A 19,707-nucleotide genomic window follows, 5' to 3' on the forward strand; every position below is an offset into this window, starting at 1 on the left:
TGTGAGGTTTGTTCAGCTTTTGCCCGTCGGCGACTTGGCCGCGACCAGTCGCAAGGCACTGGAAATGCTGCCAACCGCTGCAAAACCGGCACCAATGGACAGGGCCAGCACTGGCCCGTGTTCACCACTGATACCAAAGCTCAGCGCAACCAGCGCGGCGCCCGTGGCCTGGCCGATCAATCGCGCAGTAGCGATGGTGCCGCTGGCCCCACTGGCGCGTTCCTTGGGCGCGCTGGTCATCAGTGCTTTCTGGTTAGGGGCTTGAAAGAATCCAAAGCCCAGCCCGCAGATAACCATTCGAATGCCGATTTCCCATGCGCTCGCATCAGCCGGGATCAGGGTCAGAGAAATCATTCCGGCGCACAGAATCGCCAGACCGATACCGCCCAGCATTCCGGGGGCATAGCGATCAGACAAACGCCCGGCTACGGGCGCGATCATGGCTACTACAACTGACCACGGTGTCATTAAAAATCCGGTCTGAATCGGATCCCGGCCCAACACCGTTTCAAAGAAGAAGGGCAGCGACACGAAGGCCAGCCCCTGGGTCGCAAAGGAGCAGAATGCTGTCAAAGCGGAAAGCGCGAACATCGGCCGCTTGAGCAGGTCGAGTGGAAACATCGGCGCAGGGTGCCCGGCTTCACGACGCAGCATCAACGCGCCTGCAATCAGAAATACACCCAGCGCGATGCAAACCCCCGTCATGGAGCCCAGTTGTGCGGCTTCGCTGAGCGCAAAAATCAGTGCCCCGAAGGTGATCACGTTGAGCAAAGCGGTTAGCCGGTCAAAGCTCAGGGTGCCGGGCTTGCTGACGGGCAGGGAGTTCCAGGCAAATACCAGTGCGAATACGCCGAGAGGCAGGTTGATCGCAAACAGCCAGGGCCAGTTCGCCACGGACAGTACCAGAGACGCGATGGTTGGCCCCGCAGCAAATGAAGTGCCCACCACCAGGGCATTCATGCCCAGCCCACGGCCCAAGCGTTCATGGGAGAAAATCGAACTGATCAACGCCGCGTTAACAGCCATGATGGCGCTCGCCCCAAGGCCTTGAATGACCCGGGCGATGGTCAGGGACGGTAGCGACCAGGCAAAGGTACACAACGCCGAAGACAGGACAAACACAATCAGCCCACCCAGATAAACCTTGCGGTGCCCGATCACTCCACCCAAGGCGGCGAAGGGCAGCAGGGTCGCGACGGCTGCGAGCTGGTAGGCGTTGATGACCCATACCGAGGCGGCCGGTGATGCATTCAGGTCCGCGGCGATGCTGGGCAATGCAGTATTGGCGATGGCGGTATCAAGCGTTGCGAGGGCGATGGACAGCAGAATGGCGACCATTCCGCGAAATTCACGGGACGTCAGCCGGGTAGACGTAGGGGAGGTGGCTTGATCCATTAGCAGCGAGGCTCCGCATGGTTGAGCAGGGGATGCCTGCCCGAAGCAGACGCTAGAGCGATCCTGCTGTTTTATGCGGCTGCTGCGCAATGGTTCGTTGCAAAAGATTTCCTGAATAAAGGCGATTCAGTTGTAGGAGCTGCCGAAGGCCGCGATGGCGTTGTGCTTGATACAACGCTATCGCGGCCTCCTACAGGGAACGGGTTCAACTCAGAAAGAACCAAGTCGTCTGTTAACTCAGCAGATCTGCCCCCAACTGGAACGCAACCCACAACGCCAGACCTGTGGCGAACACCAGCGCAATGTTCTCGAACAGGTTGTTGCGGTATTGCTTGTCGAGCAGCTTTTTCTGGTTGGACATGATCAGCAAGCCGAGCGAGATGATCGGCAGGCCAATAATGTTCAGTGCGTTCACGCCAATGGTCAGGGTTACGAAGTCCGGCATGCCGGGCAGCGACCATACCAGCGGGGTGACCAGAATGAACAACATGAACCACTTGTGCATCGGGTCCTTGTGAAACTCCTTCCCGTATTTCTCACGGCGTTTCGGAAGGATGTGCTGGAAGGCGTCAGTGATCAGCATCGGGAAGGCAGTGGTTTTGCCCGCGATACTGGCGAACAATGTTGCGAAGACTCCGACGAAGAAGATGTACCAGCCAGCTGAGCCGAAGAACATTTCAAGGGCTTTACCCAGATCCTGCAGGGTAGTGACCTGTATGCCGTTCGGACGCAGGATTTCTGCACCGACCACCCAGATGGCCAGGTTAATGATGATGCCGACGAGCACTGCGAACAGCAGGTCATTGCGCTGAATGCGCTTGTGCTCAGGACCGATCCAGCCTTTTTCACGCATCACGTACGGGTGAACGAAGTTGGCAATCGAACCGGCTACCGCACCAATTACAGAGACCGCCACCAGCAGTGCGCCATGCACGCCTTCATCTGGCGGAATGCTGAAGCCGATGGTGCCTTTGAGAATCCCGACCATGTCTGGTTTGGACATGACTGCCAGTGCCAGGAATGCCAGTGTCATCAATGCCAGCAGGCCTTTCATGACCCCTTCGATCATGGTGTAGATGTTGCGTCCTACCAGCAGCCAGACAGCAATCACCACTGCAAAAGAGCACAGCAGCGGCTGATTGATATGCAGCAGCATCGCCAGCGCTTCGCCCGCACCTTTGATCATGTACGCGTTAATGAGGTGACCCATTAGCAGGGCGTAGCCGAGCATGAACCAGGCAAAGATGGGATGGAGCTGGGCATAGCCCTCAAGGATGCTCATGCCTCTGTTATTACAGAGCTGGAAGCGGGCAATGATGTTGACGATGAGGAACCTGAGCAGTAGCGAGACCGCCAGTACCCACATCATGGCGTAGCCGTAGTTGGCACCTGCTACCGAAGAGGTAATCAGGTCACCGGCACCCAGCCATGACAACACCGCGATGATGCCAGGGCCAAGGAGCTTGGTGACTTTGGCAAAGACCGATTCACGCGCAGCAGTAGCTTTTTTATCGACGGAGCTGGTGCTCGCCATAGGAGGATCTCCATTGTTATTTTTAGTGAGACGGGGCAAGTCGAACATAACGTCAGACGTCGTACAACGTAAGAAGTTTTACGGAGTGTGTGCGGATGTTTCGGCGGGAAGAAGTGCTGGGCTTGCAGGTGCGGGAGGATTGGCGGGCGTCGTGATGTACAGGGCTTTCTTCACGGCATGTTGCTGCGGCGACGAACACTTATTTACTGGCATGACATCTGTCGTGTGACCGGCTTTAGCCGGGAAGCGAACGACTTATTTGTATCGTCAGTGACGCCGCCTTCCGCGAAAGCCGGTCCCAAGACATCGCACAACATTAAGGTTGATGGCACTGTGGGAGCGGCGCGTGATTAAAATGCAGGCGCTGCGGATCTAACCCCCATCCGTATCAATATCCGCATCCTTACCTTGTTCGGGATGCAGATTGCTGGGTACTTTTTCCGGCTTTTCTTCAGGCTCATAGTCAGGCGTGTAGGTATTTCCCCCTGAGTCCTGATTCTGCTCAAACTGTGTGTCTGGCTGGCCTTGGGGCTTGCCTTGGGACTGAGAGCTGTTGCCCTGAGTCTGATGATCCTGCGACTGGGGGTGCGGGGCCGTGTCCGGTTCAATTGCAGGGTCGTTGCGGTGCGCTGGGTTTTGATTTTGATCGCTCATTATTCACCTCTGATTATTGTTCAGCTGCGATGGCTTACAAAAATCTGAGGGCTGTGTTTGCAGGTCGTTCGATCAATGTGACGACTGGTGAGGTTCAACCATGAGATGAACGTCACCTGCGGGGGCAGGTGACGTTCATTTCTCCGAGTGCTTCTGGATCAGCCGTAGAGCCGCTCAAACGGCAGCCAGCGGGCGAATGCTCCCCCTTCAACCCAGGCGCGTGCCGCAGCAATATCCGGAGCGAAGTAGCGGTCTTCGTCGTAATGGGCGACTTCACTGCGAATCATCGCCAACACTTCGCTGAGTTTCTCGGAGGTGTGCAGCGGCGCGTGCAGGTCGACACCTTGCGCGGCGCCAAGCAGCTCTATAGCCACCACTGCGCTGCTGTTGCCCGCCATATCGAGTAGCCGACGCGCAGCGAAGGTCGCCATGGAGACGTGGTCTTCCTGATTGGCAGAGGTCGGCAGGCTGTCGATCGACGCAGGATGGGCCAGGGTCTTGTTCTCCGACGCCAATGCCGCTGCCGTAACCTGGGCAATCATGAAGCCGGAATTCAAGCCGCCTTCCTTGACCAGAAATGCTGGCAGGCCTGACAGCGCCGGGTCTACCAGCTGTGCGATACGGCGCTCTGAGAGTGCACCGATTTCCGAGATCGCCAAGGCCAGCACATCCGACGCCATGGCGACCGGTTCTGCGTGGAAATTACCACCGGACAACACGTCGCCATCGGCACTGAACACCAGCGGGTTGTCGGATACCGCGTTGGCTTCACGCAGGAAAACACCCGCAGCGAAACGCATATGGTCCAGGCATGCGCCCATGACTTGTGGCTGGCAACGCAGGGAATACGGATCCTGTACACGACCGCAATCAACATGCGATTCACGGATCTCGCTTTTGGCCAACAGCTCGCGGTACAGCGCCGCGACGTCAATCTGTCCTGGCTGGCCGCGAACTGCTTGAATGCGTGGATCGAACGGGACGTCGGACCCCTTGAGTGCTTCGACGCTGAGGCTGCCGGCAACCACCGCGGCAGTGAACAGCTTCTCGGTGGCAAACAACCCGCGCAGGGCCAGGGCGGTGGAGACCTGCGTGCCATTGATCAATGCCAGGCCTTCTTTCGGCCCCAGTATCATCGGTTCCAGCCCCGCCAGTGCCAGTCCTTCGACGGCATCCATTTCTCGTCCCTGATGGCGCACACGGCCAACACCGATCAGGACTGCCGACATGTGTGCCAAAGGTGCCAGGTCGCCTGACGCCCCAACCGAACCTTGCGATGGGATGCACGGATAAACCCTGGCAGCGTACAGCGTGCTCAATGCCTGGATGACTTCCCAGCGGATCCCGGAAAAACCCCGGGCGAGCGAGCCGACTTTGAGGGCCATGATCAGTGCCACGCTCGCGTCGTCCAGCAAGGGACCAGTGCCGGTGCAATGCGACAGCAGCAGGTTGCGCTGCAATTTCGCCAGGGACTCGGTTGGGATCGACGTTCGAGCGAGCAGGCCGAAGCCGGTGTTGATGCCATAGACGGTGCGTTGGTTTGCAATGATTTCGTTAACGGTTTGAGTGCTGGCATCGACCACTTCACGGGCTGCTGGATCAAGCTCGAAGGGGCTTTGCTGCTGATAGATGGCGCGCAATTGGTCGAGGTTGAATTGGCCTGGGGTGAGAAGAAGTGTTGCTGGCATGGTGCGCGTTCCTGCTTGAGTTTTAGTTATGCCGACCGGTTCGGGAATTTTCCGCCGTCGCGTACTGGGTTATATCATCCTGTATATACAAGATAAGGCAAAAGCCGGGCCAAGCAAATATGTTCGGGGTTTTGCTGGGCTGCAACAGACTTTTGTTGGTGGGCGGGGGAAGGGCTGTCACCGAAAGTGGCATCGTCCGGTGAACGATGCGCGGCTTTGGGGCGGCTGGAAACGTTCGCGTAGTTGCTGGAACGTGGATCTGCAGGAGCTGCCGAAGGCTGCGATCGCAGTACGTCAGGATTAATGCTTCGCAGCCTCTGGCAGCTCCTACAGAAAATGCATTTCAACTCCTGAAAATTGCATATTGTCGGGTCGGTAATATCGAGCCGTTATTTTTTCCCGGCCAGTGCCTGTGTCACCTGTCCGATATTGCCCTGCAACTCAGCCAGTGGATCCTCGCCATCAACCGACAACACCAGCAACTGGCTGCCTGCCGCAGTAATTGCAGCTTTGACCGGTTCTGGCGGTTGGCGATGATCCAGTACCAGTGCGATGTCGTTATTTTTGAGCGTGTCCGTCAGCTTTTGCAGGGCTTCAGGCGTCCATTGGTCGTCTGCCAGTATTTGCGTATCCGCCAGTTCCAGATTCAGCCCGCTGATCAAGTAGCTCAGGTGATCGGAAAGGCTGACCACGCTGAGGTTATCGGCGCTGGCCAGGCTCGCTTCGCTGTCGGCAGTCAGTTTGAGCAGTTGTTGTTTCAGCGTCGCCAGGTTGGCTTCGATACGGGGTTTTGCGGCAGGGGCGAGGCGCACCAGATCGGCGGCCATGACATCCGCCATGCGCCCCATATTGTTGCTGGAAAGCCATGGCTGGCTGTTAAGCCCGTCGACACCCGGACGCGGTTGCACGGCAATGCCCGGCAAGCCGCCATCCACCGGCCGTGCTGCATCGATCTCGACAATGCGGATGTTACTGCGCCGTGCGTTGGGGTACAGCGGATCATCGGGCCAGATGGAGCGCAGGCCGATGACGGCGTCGGCGTCGGTGGATAATTTACGCAGCGCCTCGACTCCGCGGCCTGTGAAATACGCCGTCTGGCGAGAGCCGGGCAGATTGGCCGCTGCGGCACGCTCAAGGACTACGCCGCTGTCCTTGAGCAGGATTTGCCCAAGGCCATAGGTGATCGGCAGGCTGGCCAGCACTTTGACGGGGGCCTGATTATCAGCTGCAACAGGCGCTGCGTGAGAGGTGGCACAGAGCAGGCCGCTGATGGCCAGTGCCAGGGTCAATTTACGCAACATTATCCAATATTTCCTTTGAGGCTCGGTACGGTGCCGCGAGCGATGGCGGCCAGAGCGAATGCCATGCCAGCGACGAGAATGATCGCCGCGCCGGACGGTACAGGCAGGTCAAAAACGATCGGCAACAGGATGCCGCACAAGGTGCTGACGGTAGCGATGCCTACGGATATCCAGAAAAAGCCTTTCAGCGACTGGCTGAGCAGGCGTGCTGCCGCCGCCGGGATAACCAGCAGGGCGCCGACCAGAATCGCGCCGATGACTTTTACAGCGGCCACGGTAATCAGGGTCACCAGAATCACGAACAGGTAATCCAGCGCCTTGACTGCAACGCCGCGCACGGCGGCAAGCTGCGGGTTGAAACTGGCGAGCATGATGCGGTTGTAGAGCGGCAAACTCAGGCCCATGACCAGCGAACCGACCACCGCGAGCACCAACAGATCATTGCCGTTGACGGTCAACACTGAACCGAACAGCACGTTCTCAAGGATGTGGATGTTGATCTTGCCAGCCAGAATCAGCAGCAGGCTTGCACCAAAGGCCAGGGATACCGAAAGGAAGACGCCGATCAGTGTGTCCGGCGCCAGGCCAGTACGATTGCGCAGGTAGTTGAGGACGATACCGAACAGCAGGCAGTAGCCAAACAGCGCACCGTACGGGCTGGTGTAGGGTTCCCCGAGCAGGATGCCAACGGCTACCCCTGTCAGCGCCGCATGACCTACAGCCTCGGAGAAAAATGCGAAGCGCTTGACCACCACCAGTGTGCCCAGCCCGCCCAGGACCGGACCGATCAGCAGCCCGGCAAGCAAGGCGTTGACCACGAAGCCGTAGGCCAATGCTTCAGGCAGATAGCCGGATGACGCCAGCCCTTGAATGAAAAGACGAAACTGCTCGTAATCCATCAGGCAGCGCTCCCTTTGGTTGCGTTCACAGCTTTATCGTCTACAGCCCGAGGGTGGGCCGAGAACAGCGTCAATAGACGTTCAGGCGTCAGCGCCGTAGCTGCCGCTTCATCGAACAACACCCTGCGATTCAGCCCCGTGACGTTATCGGCCAGGCGTTTTACGGCCTCAAGGTCGTGCTCGATCCACAGCACGGTGATACCTGCTTTGCGCCAGTCCGCCAGCAGCCGCTCAAAGACTTGAATACCCGCTTCGTCCAGCGCCGACATGGGTTCATCAAGCACCAACAGCTGTGGTTTCGGGATCAAGCCCTGAGCCAGCAGCACGCGCTGGCGTTCGCCACCGGATAGCGCACCCATGCGACGTTTGCGTTTGTCCTGCATGCCGACGCGCTCAAGCGCCTCGCCGATTGCTGCGGCGTAATGCTTTGACAGACCGAGAAACGCCGGACGACGCTGACACATCGCGGCCATGAAATCGTCCACGGTGATCGGCAGGCCGCGGTCGAATTCCAGCGCTTGCGGCACGTAGCCAATCAGCCCTGGCGAGCCGGGCCATTGCAGGCTCAGTTGGCCTTGATGGGGCATCTGGCCAAGCATGGTCTTGATCAGCGAACTCTTGCCGCCGCCGTTGGGACCGACCAGTGCATGAATGCTGCCTGCGCGAACCTTGAAACTGACGCGATCAAGGATTGCGGTGCGACCGAGGGTCAGGCTGACATCAGCGAATTCAATGCCCGGTCCGTTGCCGGGAATTGCGATTTTCTCAGCAGCGGTCATGCGCCCGACTCCTGAATGGCGCGCACTACGGTGTCCAGGTTGCCTGCCATTTCTTTCTCATATTTGTCGGCGGTGTATTCGCCGTAGGAAATATGCGAGAGCGGATAAAGCTTGACCCCGGATTCGCGCTGAATGGTTTCGACGTAGGTGGAGGGGAAATCCATCTCCGAGAAAATCACTTTCACGTCCAGTTCGCGCAGTTGGTCGATGGTTTTCTTCAACTGACTGGGGCTCGGCTCGATACCGTGTGCGGGCTCGACTACTGCCGTTACTTCCAGGCCAAATTCGCGCAGCAGGTAATCATAGGCCGCGTGTACGGTTGCAACCCGCAAGTCCGGGTTGGGCGCTTTGGTCAGTTTGGCCAGGGCATCGGCACGCATCTGACGCAGACGTTTGCCATAGGCCCGCGCGTTGGTGGTGTAGGTTTTCGCGTTGTCCGGATCAAGCTTGCCCAACTCGCGGGCAATGTTGTTGACCTGGGCAATGGAGGCACTGATCGACAAGAAAGTATGAGGGTTGACCACTTTGCCTGCGCCTCGGGCTGCGACGCCGGTGGCGGCGAGCAGTGGTACGTCGGCGTTGGCTTCGATCACCGGGATGTCCGGTTTTTCGCTGGCAGCAATCATGCGGTCGGCGAAGTCATCGTGACCTACGCCGTTGAGAACCACGACGTCCAGCGACCCAATGCGTTTGATGTCATCGGCACGCGGTTCGTAAGCGTGTGGGTTGAAGCCGGCTGGAATCAGCGGCACGACTTCGGCCTTGTCGCCGACGATGTTGGCGACATAGCTGTAATACGGGTGCAACGTGATGCCAATGCGCAGGCGCTTGGCGTCGGCATTGGCCAGAGGGGCGAGCAGGGTGGCCAGCAGGCCGACCAGCACTGCGCGCAGCAAAGGTCGGCGTTTCAGAGAAATAGGCATGGGCTAGCAGTCTTCTTTCAAATGAGTGCGTGGGATCAGTGCTTGTGCTGGCGAGTCACACCGGCATCGAACTGGGCGACAACCTGCTGCCAGCCTGAAGCGATCAGGGCTTTGTCACTGACGTCGGTGATGGCGAGCGTGCTGCCGGAGGTCAGCGAGGGGCTGCGGTTGATCCAGATATCAGCCTGAGTTTCATCGGTCGAGTCAACGCGCAGCAGAAATGATCCGGCTACGGTCGGGGCCTGGCTCAGCCCAAGGTACGATTTGCCGACCATCTGCCAGGCATGACCGCCACGGCTGACCGAACTTGCGTCTTCGACAAATGGCGCAAGGCCTTCATCACTCAACTGTTGCGGTGTCACCGGAGTGGCTTGCTCCGGTGCAAGCAAACGAATTTCGTCCAGGGTGACGCGCAGGTCGGCGTAGATACCTTGCTCTGAAGCCGTCAGGTCGCGACGAGCATCCAGTTCATGGGCGGCGACTTTCTGCACGTCCTGGCTTTCGCCGTGCCAGCCAATGACGGTTCCGGCAACCAACAGGATCAGCAGACACAACGCCAGTACATAAGCCGTTTCGTGACCGGCACCCGCCGGACGGACTACTTGATGGGTTGGCGTACTCATGGGGCCTCAATATCTGCTTGGTCGATCTCGACCACGTGACCTGGGCCTGCATCGAACAGGACATAGAATTCGGAAGCCGGTTTCTTGAAGGTCACTGTCGAGTCTTCGCCCAGCTTGCCGGGCACCAGAATGGTTTCGTCATAGCCAATGACATCAAGGGTCACGCCTGGCGCGCCGCTGCCATCGGAAAACCCGCCTGTGCAGCGGATCTGTTCATTGTCGATCTGTTTGCACTCGCACATCGGGTTGTGCGCCATGGCCTGAGTGCTGAGGCCAAGCAGGCCAGCGGTGAGCAGGGGCAACGCACCGGCACGCAGCCAGCGCAGATAAGGTCTGCCGATCATGGTTTGACTCCTTGTTTTTTCAGCCAGGCAACGGTTGCAGGCGATGCCTTGGAGAGCGGAATGGAAGCCTGATGCATTGAGCCATCCCAGCCTTCCATGGTGATCCACAGCTCAGCGTCGGGGTCGGTACGTTCAGGAATCTGCATAAATGCGCTCATGCGATAAGGAGAGCCGAAGAAGATAACCCCGGCTGCGCGCAGGCTGCGTGGCTTGCCGATGCGCAGGTAAGTGGCCTTGACGCGGTCGGCACATTCGGCGCACAGCGCAGCATTGAAGGTTTTCGTGTAACCGGATGCGCCCTCAAGGCGGGGGGCTTCAGCAAAAAATTCCGCCATGCGGATGCTCCACGGCCCGACCTGAACCTCGCCGATCTCACGCTGACCAAGGCCGCTGTCACCGCGGAAAAGAGCCACTTCAGTGAAGTATTTAGGCATGAAGCCTAACGGGATCAGCACCAGCAGAATGTTGATGTGAAAGCGCCATTTATGCCAGAAACGGCTCAGGGACGATGGCGGTGTTGCGGTGGCTGCCTTGCTCACAGGGTGTTCTCCGGGATCTCGGTGGCCATGGGCGATAGCGTTTTTTGTCTGGCGCTGGCGCGTTCGGTTTTTTCACTGCGCTTGAGCGCGTTGAGGGTTGCCTGAGCGGTGCGCTTGGTCCAGATCAGCAAGCCGCTGAGTACCATCATGCTCAGGATCAGGGCGAAGAAGGTCCAGATCAGCTTGATCCATATCCCCCCGAAGTCCCCGGTGTGCAGGGGGCGCATCGATTCGGTTACAAACTCCAGCGCGGAACGGTCCGACAACAGGTGTGATGTGGCGATTTCCCCGCTGTACGGATTGATTTCAGCGGTCTGGAACATCAACGGATACCAGCTGCGGCCCGCGACGCTGATATTGCTGTAGGCGTTGAGCGGCATGCTGACGGAGCTGGGCTCCAGGCCGGGAATCTTCTCGCGGGTGATCTCAACGGCTTTGTCGAGGCTGATCATCGGTGCCGGGGTGCCATCTGCCGTCAACGGAACACTGGCATGGGGGATTACCGAGGCAATCGGCGACTGGCTGGAAATACTGATCTGGTTGTCAAACAGGATGGCCTGGATCAGAAACCACATGCCGGTGATGGAAATCACGGCGATGAACCAGATCGACCAGATCCCGCTCAAGCGGTGAAAGTCGCCCCAGAAAATCCGCGCCCCGTGGTGGATGCGCAAGGTGGGCTTGAAGAAGCCTTTCCAGAACTTCTTGTAGACCACCAGTCCTGTCACCAGCGAGGCCAGCAGAGGAATGCTCAACAGCGACACCATGTACCAGCCCCATGAGAAGCCGTTGGTAAACGGCACCAGCCACCAGCCATGCAGTGCGCGGGTGAAGGCAGGGAAGTCGAACGATGGCGCGAAGCCCTGAACCACCCCGGTGTAAGGGTTGGCGTAAGCGACGACGGCGCGTCCACCCGGGTAGGTTGCACGCACATTCAAGGCGAAGTAGTCGCCATCAGGTTCGGAGATCCTGCTGACCTTCAATTTCGGGTCATTACGCTGGATGGTCGCCTTTACCTCTTCAAAGCTCAGGCGTGGAGCATCGGCGGAGGGCTGGTTGGCGCGCATCTCCGGGTTGACCAGCCACATGATCTCTTTGCTCACCACCGCCAGCGTCCCGGTGAAGCATACGATCAGGACGAAGAACCAGATGGGCAGGGCCAGCCAGCTGTGGACGAGAAACCAGATTTTTGAACGGGACTTCTTAGACATGGAGTAACGGTCTCGATTCACGGTGTGGAGCAGCCCGATGGTCGCCTGGGCTTACAGTGTCCATAAAAAGCGGTCGTGGCTTTTGCCGACGCGACTGCTGCATATTACTAGGACGGATGAGAATCAAATACCCGCAGTGTTAATTCTCATTACATATTTAAAAGATGTTTCTGGATGTGTTTTTTCCTGGGCGGTTCTTGTCTGCGCTTGCGTTCGGCAAACCAGTAATCTGTAGGAGCCAACTTGTTGGCGAAGCGTCGGACCTGCACAGCCAGGAACTCCGTTTCGCCAACAAGTTGGCTCCTACAGTGTTTGCTTCTCAAATCCATTATTGAAGTGATGTTTGATGAACGCATGGGCACCCGACGGCGATCTCGCGTGTACAAAAAAGGGAAGCCAGACTCGCGTCTGCTTCCCTTTTTTCATCACCGTGACCGCTTAGATCACCTGGATAATCGCTTTGCAGACGGTATCAATGTTGCTCTGGTTCAGCGCTGCAACACAGATGCGGCCGGTATCAAGGGCATAGATGCCGAACTCGTTACGCAGACGGTGCACCTGCTCAGTGGTCAGGCCCGAGTAGGAGAACATGCCACTTTGGCGACCCACAAAGCTGAAGTCCTGACCTGCAGGGTTGTTGGCGAGACGCTCGACCATGGCCTGGCGCATGCCTTTGATGCGAACACGCATTTCTGCCAGCTCTTCTTCCCATTGCGCGCGCAGCTCGGGGCTGTTCAGCACGGCAGCCACAATCGTCGCGCCATGAGTCGGCGGGTTGGAATAGTTGGTGCGAATTACACGTTTGACCTGAGACAGGACACGGGTGGTCTCTTCCTTTGACTCAGTAATGATCGACAGTGCGCCGACACGCTCACCGTAGAGCGAGAAGGATTTGGAGAACGAGCTGGAGGCGAAGAACGTCAGGCCTGACTCGGCAAACAGACGAACGGCAACAGCGTCTTCATCAATGCCTGCACCAAAACCCTGATACGCCATGTCCAGGAATGGCACGTGGCCTTTGCTCTTGACCACTTCCAGGACTTTTTTCCAGTCCTCCAGCGTCAGGTCAACGCCGGTGGGGTTGTGGCAGCACGCGTGCAGCACGACGATCGAACCGGATGGCAGGTTCTGCAGGTCTTCCAGCATGCCGGAACGGTTCACGTCGTGGCTGGTCGCATCATAGTAACGATAGTTCTGCACCGGGAAACCGGCTGTTTCAAACAGAGCGCGATGGTTTTCCCAGCTTGGATCACTGATGGCCACAACGGCATCAGGACGCAACTGCTTGAGGAAGTCAGCACCGATTTTCAGCGCGCCTGTACCGCCGACGGCCTGAGTGGTCAGCACGCGGCCGGCCGCGATGAGGGGCGAGTCAGCGCCAAACAGCAGCTTTTGCACCGCCAGATCGTAGGCAACGATGCCGTCGATCGGCAGATAGCCACGAGGAGCGTGTTGAGCCACGCGAATAGTCTCTGCTTCGGCAACGGCGCGCAGAAGGGGAATGCGACCTTCTTCGTTGCAGTAGACGCCCACACCAAGATTGACCTTGGTAGTGCGGGTATCGGCATTGAATGCTTCGTTGAGGCCCAGGATAGGATCGCGTGGTGCCATTTCGACAGCGGAGAACAGGCTCATTTTTGTGGCGGCTCTGTGTGAGAAGTGAGGGGAAACCCGCTCTGACCCGAATGCGCCAGAGCGGTGCACAAACGGGGAGTCAGTATAGAGGCCATCTCTGGCCGGGGCGACAGCCGGGGGCAGATTTTTTCCGGTTTTTTGCGGTTATTTGTCTGCCTTTAGTCATATTGCGGGCTGCCTCCTTTATTAATAGCCGCCTGTTTGAAGGGTTGAAAGCTGGTGATAGCGGCTCCATCTGTAGTTCCATCACCTCATATTCTGTACGACTGGTCCGCTAGCCGGGTCAGACGCATGCTTTTCTCTGGTTTTAGCCCTGCGCCTTGCCTGAGTGCAAGCCCGCAAGCCAATATCCCGCAGGCCTGCGCACGTCATTGATCAGAACCTGCGCACGCTATTAAAGAGGTACGTTATGTCCGAGTTTCAGCTCGTAACCCGTTTCGAGCCTGCCGGTGATCAGCCGGAGGCCATTCGCCAGTTGGTCGAGGGCATTGATGCCGGGCTGGCGCATCAGACCCTGCTGGGGGTAACCGGCTCGGGCAAGACGTTCAGCATCGCCAACGTGATCTCTCAGGTGCAGCGCCCTACGTTGGTGCTCGCGCCCAACAAGACCCTGGCAGCGCAGCTGTATGGCGAGTTCAAGGCGTTTTTCCCGAATAACGCCGTGGAGTATTTCGTTTCCTACTACGACTACTACCAGCCTGAGGCGTATGTGCCGTCGTCGGACACCTTCATCGAGAAGGATGCTTCGATCAACGACCACATCGAACAGATGCGACTCTCCGCCACCAAGGCGTTGCTGGAGCGCAAGGACGCCATCATTGTTACTACGGTTTCGTGTATCTACGGCCTGGGCAGCCCGGAAACCTATTTGCGTATGGTGCTGCACGTGGACCGGGGCGACAAACTCGACCAGCGTGCCTTGCTGAGGCGTCTGGCCGACTTGCAATACACCCGTAACGACATGGACTTCGCGCGTGCGACGTTCCGCGTGCGCGGCGATGTGATCGACATTTATCCTGCTGAATCTGACCTGGAAGCGATTCGCATCGAGCTGTTCGATGATGAAGTGGAGAGCATTTCGGCGTTCGATCCCCTCACCGGTGAGGTCATTCGCAAGCTGCCACGCTTCACGTTTTATCCCAAGAGCCACTACGTGACACCGCGGGAAACCCTGGTTGAAGCGATGGAAGGCATCAAAGTCGAATTGCAGGAACGCCTGGAGTATCTGCGCACTAACAACAAACTGGTCGAGGCTCAACGCCTTGAGCAGCGGACCCGGTTCGATCTGGAAATGATCCTGGAGCTGGGCTATTGCAACGGTATCGAAAACTACTCGCGCTATCTGTCGGGTCGTCCGTCCGGCGCGCCGCCGCCAACACTCTACGATTATCTGCCGCCCGACGCATTGTTGGTCATCGACGAATCCCACGTCAGCGTGCCGCAGGTGGGCGCCATGTATAAAGGCGACCGCTCCCGCAAAGAGACGCTGGTGGAATATGGCTTCCGTTTGCCATCAGCGCTGGATAACCGGCCGATGCGCTTTGACGAGTGGGAAGCGGTCAGTCCGCAGACGATCTTCGTCTCCGCGACGCCAGGTAATTACGAGGCAGAACATGCCGGGCGCATCGTTGAGCAGGTTGTGCGGCCAACGGGGTTGGTGGATCCTCAGATCGAGATTCGTCCGGCACTGACTCAGGTCGATGATTTGCTCTCGGAAATCACCAAGCGCGTGGCGCTGGAAGAACGGGTGCTGGTCACCACGTTGACCAAGCGCATGTCCGAAGACCTCACCGATTACCTGGCCGACCACGGCGTTAGGGTGCGTTATTTGCACTCGGACATCGATACGGTGGAGCGGGTGGAGATTATTCGCGACCTGCGGCTCGGGACTTTTGATGTGTTGGTGGGGATCAACCTGTTGCGCGAAGGTCTGGATATGCCGGAAGTCTCCCTGGTGGCAATTCTCGATGCCGACAAGGAAGGCTTCCTGCGTTCCGAGCGCTCGCTAATCCAGACCATTGGTCGTGCGGCCCGTAACCTCAACGGACGGGCCATCCTCTATGCGGATCGGATTACCGGCTCGATGGAACGTGCGATTGGTGAAACCGAGCGCCGTCGCGACAAGCAGATCGCCTTCAACCTCGCTAACGGGATTACCCCCAAAGGCGTGTTCAAGGATGTCGCGGACATCATGGAAGGCGCGACGGTGCCTGGCTCGCGCAGCAAGAAACGCAAAGGCATGGCCAAAGCCGCAGAAGAAAGTGCCAAGTACGAAAACGAATTGCGTTCACCCAGCGAGATCACCAAGCGCATTCGCCAGTTGGAAGAGAAGATGTACCAGTTGGCCCGCGACCTGGAGTTCGAGGCTGCGGCGCAGACACGCGACGAAATCGGCAAGCTACGCGAGCGGTTGCTCACGGTGTAGCGATTCGATCTGTTGAAGCCGGTGATCATGTGGGAGCCGAGCTTGCTCGCGATAAAGCTGGACGCGGTTCACTTTAGAATCACGGTGCCCTTATCGCGAGCAAGCTCGGCTCCCACATGATCACCGGCCCCTGTTAAGATTCACGGCTTGTTTGACCTATTTCGGGATTTTTCATGACCACCGTTCGTACCCGCATCGCGCCTTCGCCTACTGGCGACCCTCACGTTGGCACGGCTTATATCGCGCTCTTCAACTACTGCTTTGCCAAGCAGCATGGTGGTGAGTTCATCCTGCGCATCGAGGATACCGATCAACTGCGTTCGACCCGCGAGTCGGAGCAGCAGATTTTCGACGCGTTGCGCTGGCTGGGTATCGAGTGGAGTGAAGGTCCGGACGTGGGTGGCCCGCACGGTCCTTACCGGCAGAGCGAGCGCGGCGACATCTATCAGAAGTACGCTCAGCAACTGGTTGAACTGGGCCATGCCTTCCCGTGTTTCTGCACCGCTGAAGAGCTGGATCAGATGCGCGCTGAGCAGATGGCCAAGGGCGAAACTCCGCGCTATGACGGTCGTGCCTTGCTGCTTTCCAAAGAAGAAGTTGCACGTCGCCTGGCGGCCGGTGAACCTCATGTTATCCGCATGAAAGTGCCGAGCAAAGGCGTTTGCGTGGTGCCAGACATGTTGCGTGGTGAAGTGGAGATCCCATGGGATCGCATGGACATGCAAGTGCTGATGAAGACCGACGGTCTGCCGACTTACTTCCTGGCTAACGTTGTTGATGACCATTTGATGGGCATCACTCACGTGCTGCGTGGCGAGGAGTGGCTGCCATCGGCTCCCAAGCTGATTCTGCTCTACGAATACTTCGGCTGGGACAAGCCTCAGCTGTGCTACATGCCGCTGCTGCGTAACCCGGACAAGAGCAAGCTGTCCAAGCGCAAGAACCCGACCTCGGTCACGTTCTACGAGCGCATGGGTTTCATGCCTGAGGCGATGCTCAACTACCTGGGGCGCATGGGCTGGTCGATGCCGGACGAGCGCGAGAAGTTCTCTCTGGAAGAAATGGTCGAGCATTTTGATCTTTCGCGGGTTTCCCTGGGCGGGCCGATCTTCGATATCGAGAAACTCTCCTGGCTGAATGGCCAGTGGTTACGTGAGTTGCCAGTCGAAGAGTTCGCTGCCCGCCTGCAGCACTGGGCGCTGAACCCTGAATACATGATGAAGATCGCACCGCATGTGCAGGGCAGGGTGGAGACTTTCAGCCAGGTCGCGCCATTGGCTGGTTTCTTCTTCGCCGGTGGCGTGACGCCGGATGTGAAGCTGTTCGAGCACAAGAAACTGTCCCCTGAGCAGGTGCGTCAGGTCATGCAGTTGATCCTGTGGAAGCTGGAGTCGCTGCGTCAGTGGGAGAAGGATCGGATCATGGGCTGCATTCAGGCGGTCGTTGAGCACCTGCAGCTCAAGCTGCGCGACGCCATGCCGCTGATGTTTGCCGCCATCACCGGGCAGGCCAACTCGGTGTCGGTGACTGATGCGATGGAAATCCTCGGCCCTGATCTGACTCGCTTCCGGTTGCGACAGGCGCTTGATCTGCTGGGCGGTGTCTCCAAGAAAGAAAACAAGGAATGGGAAAAGCTTCTGGGTGCCATCGCCTGAGGCAATGCCTGTGCCTGTCAGCCCCCCGGTTTTCCGGGGGCTGAATGGTAAGTGGTTGTATTACCGACAAAAAACTTTAGAAATTGTTAAAAATAAATTTGACAGCCCAGCGACTCACGCTTAACATGCGCCCCGTCCACTGATGTGGGGCTTTAGCTCAGCTGGGAGAGCGCCTGCATGGCATGCAGGAGGTCAGCGGTTCGATCCCGCTAAGCTCCACCATATTTAGAGTTTCAAAGCTCGGCTACAATGCTTTGAAACGGTGCAAGATGATCGGATCCAGCGTCGATCATCAGCATCAAGAAGGTTTAGTCCCCTTCGTCTAGTGGCCTAGGACACCGCCCTTTCACGGCGGTAACAGGGGTTCGAGTCCCCTAGGGGACGCCATTTTAAAGTGCATCATTTGAAAGTGATGTGAGCCGCGAGGCGATAAATCCGGGGCTTTAGCTCAGCTGGGAGAGCGCCTGCATGGCATGCAGGAGGTCAGCGGTTCGATCCCGCTAAGCTCCACCAATTTTGCCAGGGTTCGCTATCAAGCGAATCTGCTCGAAGGTTTTGCGTCCCCTTCGTCTAGTGGCCTAGGACACCGCCCTTTCACGGCGGTAACAGGGGTTCGAGTCCCCTAGGGGACGCCACGATTTCTCGCTCTGCGAGACCAAGGGTCATTCGATTATTGAATGGCCCTTTTGTTTTTCTGGCGGCTTAGTTTCTGCCATTTCTGCATGACTCCCTCAAATATCATCCTGGTGCCATTCTCTCTGCGACAGGCGGGGTGGCTTGTGCTTGTCATTTCAGATTATGCGAATAATATTATCTTCGTAATCTGGAGGTTCCGAATGACAGATAAAAAAGCACAAACCCGTGAACGTATCCTGAGCGCAGCCAGCACCGCGTTGATCACGCGTGGCCCCGAACAACCCAGCGTCAGCGAGATCATGGCAGCAGCAGGGCTGACAGTGGGTGGGTTTTACGCGCATTTCGATAGCAAAGAAGCGCTGATGCTCGAAGCGTTCGATCATTTGCTGAGTCAGCGCCGTGCCTCGGTGGCGCAAATCGACGATCAGCTTCCCGGCCAGGAGCGGCGTGCGCTGCTGGCGGCGTTTTATTTGTCGCGTAAACATCGGGATGCCACTGAGCTGGCTTGCCCGCTGCCATCAACGGTTGGCGAAATGTCACGATTGCCGAAGCTTTTTCAGGCGATGCTCGCCGAGCATCTGGAACTGATGGTTGCGCAACTGGCGGCGGCGCCTGAAGAGGCTGATAAGGTGTTGGCCGACGTTGCGTTGATGGTGGGCGGCCTGGCGCTGGCCAGAGCGCTGGGTAGTGGTGACCTGTCGGATAGAGTCCTGCGCGCGGCCAAGTCGGCAGTGGTTTGAGGGGCGTATAGCTAACTGTTTTTTCTGTAGGAGTGAGCTCGCTCGCGATAGCGTCAGGTCAGTTAGTCAATCATCGTCAAACCTGACGCTATCGCGAGCAAGCTCACTCCTGCAGGCCGGAAGAGGCCTTTCCGAACGACGCATCTTTGGTGTTTGTAATAAAGTCTTCCCGGATAAATCCGGTCGCACAGGTCACCGTTGCTGTGTGTTTGGTTACACTCACCTGCCAACACAAAACACCAACGCAGGAGCAACTATGGTCTGGGATCTGACAACGCCTTTTGTGATCGACCTTAATGTATCCGCCGATGACATTGACGGGTTGGGTCATGCCAATAACGCGGTATACGTGACATGGCTGGAGCGTTGTGCCTGGCGGCATTCGCAGCAGTTGGGGCTGGACCTGAGTGAGTACCGTCGACTGGACCGTGCCATGGCGGTCGTCAGGCATGAGATTGATTATCTCGCCAGTGCTTATCAAGACGACGAACTGCAGTTGGCAACCTGGATTGTCGATTGGGACAAACGCTTGAAAATGACCCGGCGTTTCCAGCTTCGGCGCCCAGGCGATGGCATGACACTGCTGCGTGCGCAGACCACCTTTGTCTGCATTGAGCTGTCCAGCGGCAAGCCCAAGCGCATGCCGGCAGAGTTCATCGACGGCTATGGTGTCGCCATGTCAAATCCTCTGGTTTCCAATCACGCCAGCGCGCCGTAAACTGCCGG

17 protein-coding genes and 4 tRNA genes are annotated in these 19,707 nt (G+C 57.8%); 8 read left to right on the forward strand and 13 right to left on the reverse strand.

The features are described 5' to 3' along the window. Positions 1–12 precede the first annotated feature (12 nt). The 13 genes from ACYASS_RS22320 to ACYASS_RS22380 all read right to left on the reverse strand — a co-directional run bounded on the left by ACYASS_RS22320 (position 13) and on the right by ACYASS_RS22380 (position 13,525). The gene (locus tag ACYASS_RS22320) at positions 13–1,338 is read right to left on the reverse strand and encodes an MFS transporter (RefSeq protein WP_463587841.1); all 1,326 of its coding nucleotides are present in this window, start codon (positions 1,336–1,338) and stop codon (positions 13–15) included. Between the two features lie 289 nt (positions 1,339–1,627). Beyond that, positions 1,628–2,929 carry an Nramp family divalent metal transporter gene (locus ACYASS_RS22325; protein ID WP_463587718.1) on the reverse strand — a complete coding sequence of 434 codons (1,302 nt, stop codon included), beginning with the start codon at positions 2,927–2,929 and terminating at the stop codon, positions 1,628–1,630. A gap of 372 nt (positions 2,930–3,301) precedes the next feature. After that, a complete protein-coding gene (locus tag ACYASS_RS22330) occupies positions 3,302–3,583 on the reverse strand; it encodes a hypothetical protein (RefSeq protein ID WP_463587719.1) in 282 nt (93 codons plus the stop codon). Positions 3,584–3,741: 158 nt separating this feature from the next. Then, the gene (gene hutH / locus ACYASS_RS22335) at positions 3,742–5,271 is read right to left on the reverse strand and encodes a histidine ammonia-lyase (protein ID WP_463587720.1); all 1,530 of its coding nucleotides are present in this window, start codon (positions 5,269–5,271) and stop codon (positions 3,742–3,744) included. Positions 5,272–5,660: 389 nt separating this feature from the next. After that, positions 5,661–6,572 carry a metal ABC transporter substrate-binding protein gene (locus tag ACYASS_RS22340; protein ID WP_463587721.1) on the reverse strand — a complete coding sequence of 304 codons (912 nt, stop codon included), beginning with the start codon at positions 6,570–6,572 and terminating at the stop codon, positions 5,661–5,663. Beyond that, positions 6,572–7,471, reverse strand: a complete 900-nt coding sequence (locus ACYASS_RS22345) for a metal ABC transporter permease (RefSeq protein ID WP_463587722.1) — start codon at positions 7,469–7,471, stop codon at positions 6,572–6,574. Before ACYASS_RS22345 ends, ACYASS_RS22340 begins: the two co-directional genes overlap by 1 nt. Beyond that, complete coding sequence (locus tag ACYASS_RS22350) at positions 7,471–8,250, reverse strand: metal ABC transporter ATP-binding protein (RefSeq protein ID WP_463587723.1); 780 nt, start codon at positions 8,248–8,250, stop codon at positions 7,471–7,473. Before ACYASS_RS22350 ends, ACYASS_RS22345 begins: the two co-directional genes overlap by 1 nt. Then, positions 8,247–9,173, reverse strand: coding sequence for a metal ABC transporter substrate-binding protein (locus ACYASS_RS22355; protein ID WP_463587724.1), 927 nt, complete (start codon positions 9,171–9,173; stop codon positions 8,247–8,249). The genes ACYASS_RS22350 and ACYASS_RS22355 overlap by 4 nt, the downstream gene beginning before the upstream one ends. Positions 9,174–9,208: 35 nt before the next feature. Next, the gene (locus ACYASS_RS22360; RefSeq protein WP_463587725.1) at positions 9,209–9,796 is read right to left on the reverse strand and encodes a DUF6162 family protein; all 588 of its coding nucleotides are present in this window, start codon (positions 9,794–9,796) and stop codon (positions 9,209–9,211) included. Further along, positions 9,793–10,140 (reverse strand): hypothetical protein, encoded by a 348-nt coding sequence (locus ACYASS_RS22365; RefSeq protein WP_122666504.1) that lies wholly within the window; start codon positions 10,138–10,140, stop codon positions 9,793–9,795. The genes ACYASS_RS22360 and ACYASS_RS22365 overlap by 4 nt, the downstream gene beginning before the upstream one ends. Continuing rightward, positions 10,137–10,679, reverse strand: coding sequence for a thiamine pyrophosphate-binding protein (locus tag ACYASS_RS22370; RefSeq protein ID WP_243248517.1), 543 nt, complete (start codon positions 10,677–10,679; stop codon positions 10,137–10,139). The genes ACYASS_RS22365 and ACYASS_RS22370 overlap by 4 nt, the downstream gene beginning before the upstream one ends. Then, a complete protein-coding gene (locus ACYASS_RS22375) occupies positions 10,676–11,890 on the reverse strand; it encodes a PepSY-associated TM helix domain-containing protein (protein WP_463587726.1) in 1,215 nt (404 codons plus the stop codon). Before ACYASS_RS22375 ends, ACYASS_RS22370 begins: the two co-directional genes overlap by 4 nt. Positions 11,891–12,328: 438 nt before the next feature. After that, on the reverse strand, positions 12,329–13,525 hold the full coding sequence (locus tag ACYASS_RS22380; RefSeq protein WP_243248515.1) for an amino acid aminotransferase: 1,197 nt from the start codon (positions 13,523–13,525) through the stop codon (positions 12,329–12,331). Between the two features lie 409 nt (positions 13,526–13,934). Here ACYASS_RS22380 and uvrB point away from each other — a divergent pair, with 409 nt between their 5' ends. The 8 genes from uvrB (at position 13,935) to ACYASS_RS22420 (ending at position 19,699) form a co-directional block, all read left to right on the forward strand. After that, positions 13,935–15,950, forward strand: a complete 2,016-nt coding sequence (gene uvrB, locus ACYASS_RS22385; protein WP_463587727.1) for an excinuclease ABC subunit UvrB — start codon at positions 13,935–13,937, stop codon at positions 15,948–15,950. Positions 15,951–16,123: 173 nt separating this feature from the next. Further along, positions 16,124–17,605: a glutamate--tRNA ligase gene (gene gltX / locus ACYASS_RS22390; protein ID WP_463587728.1), complete on the forward strand. Its 1,482-nt coding sequence runs from the start codon at positions 16,124–16,126 to the stop codon at positions 17,603–17,605. Positions 17,606–17,751: 146 nt separating this feature from the next. Further along, positions 17,752–17,827 (forward strand) — tRNA-Ala (locus ACYASS_RS22395). A gap of 89 nt (positions 17,828–17,916) precedes the next feature. Continuing rightward, positions 17,917–17,992 (forward strand) — tRNA-Glu (locus tag ACYASS_RS22400). A gap of 50 nt (positions 17,993–18,042) precedes the next feature. Further along, positions 18,043–18,118: transfer RNA gene (locus tag ACYASS_RS22405), tRNA-Ala, on the forward strand. A gap of 46 nt (positions 18,119–18,164) precedes the next feature. After that, a tRNA-Glu gene (locus tag ACYASS_RS22410) sits at positions 18,165–18,240 on the forward strand. Between the two features lie 201 nt (positions 18,241–18,441). Further along, positions 18,442–18,981: a TetR/AcrR family transcriptional regulator gene (locus tag ACYASS_RS22415; RefSeq protein WP_243248512.1), complete on the forward strand. Its 540-nt coding sequence runs from the start codon at positions 18,442–18,444 to the stop codon at positions 18,979–18,981. Positions 18,982–19,237: 256 nt separating this feature from the next. Beyond that, a complete protein-coding gene (locus ACYASS_RS22420) occupies positions 19,238–19,699 on the forward strand; it encodes an acyl-CoA thioesterase (protein WP_463587729.1) in 462 nt (153 codons plus the stop codon). Positions 19,700–19,707 lie beyond the last annotated feature (8 nt).

This window comes from Pseudomonas sp. HP_14, from assembly GCF_055283875.1.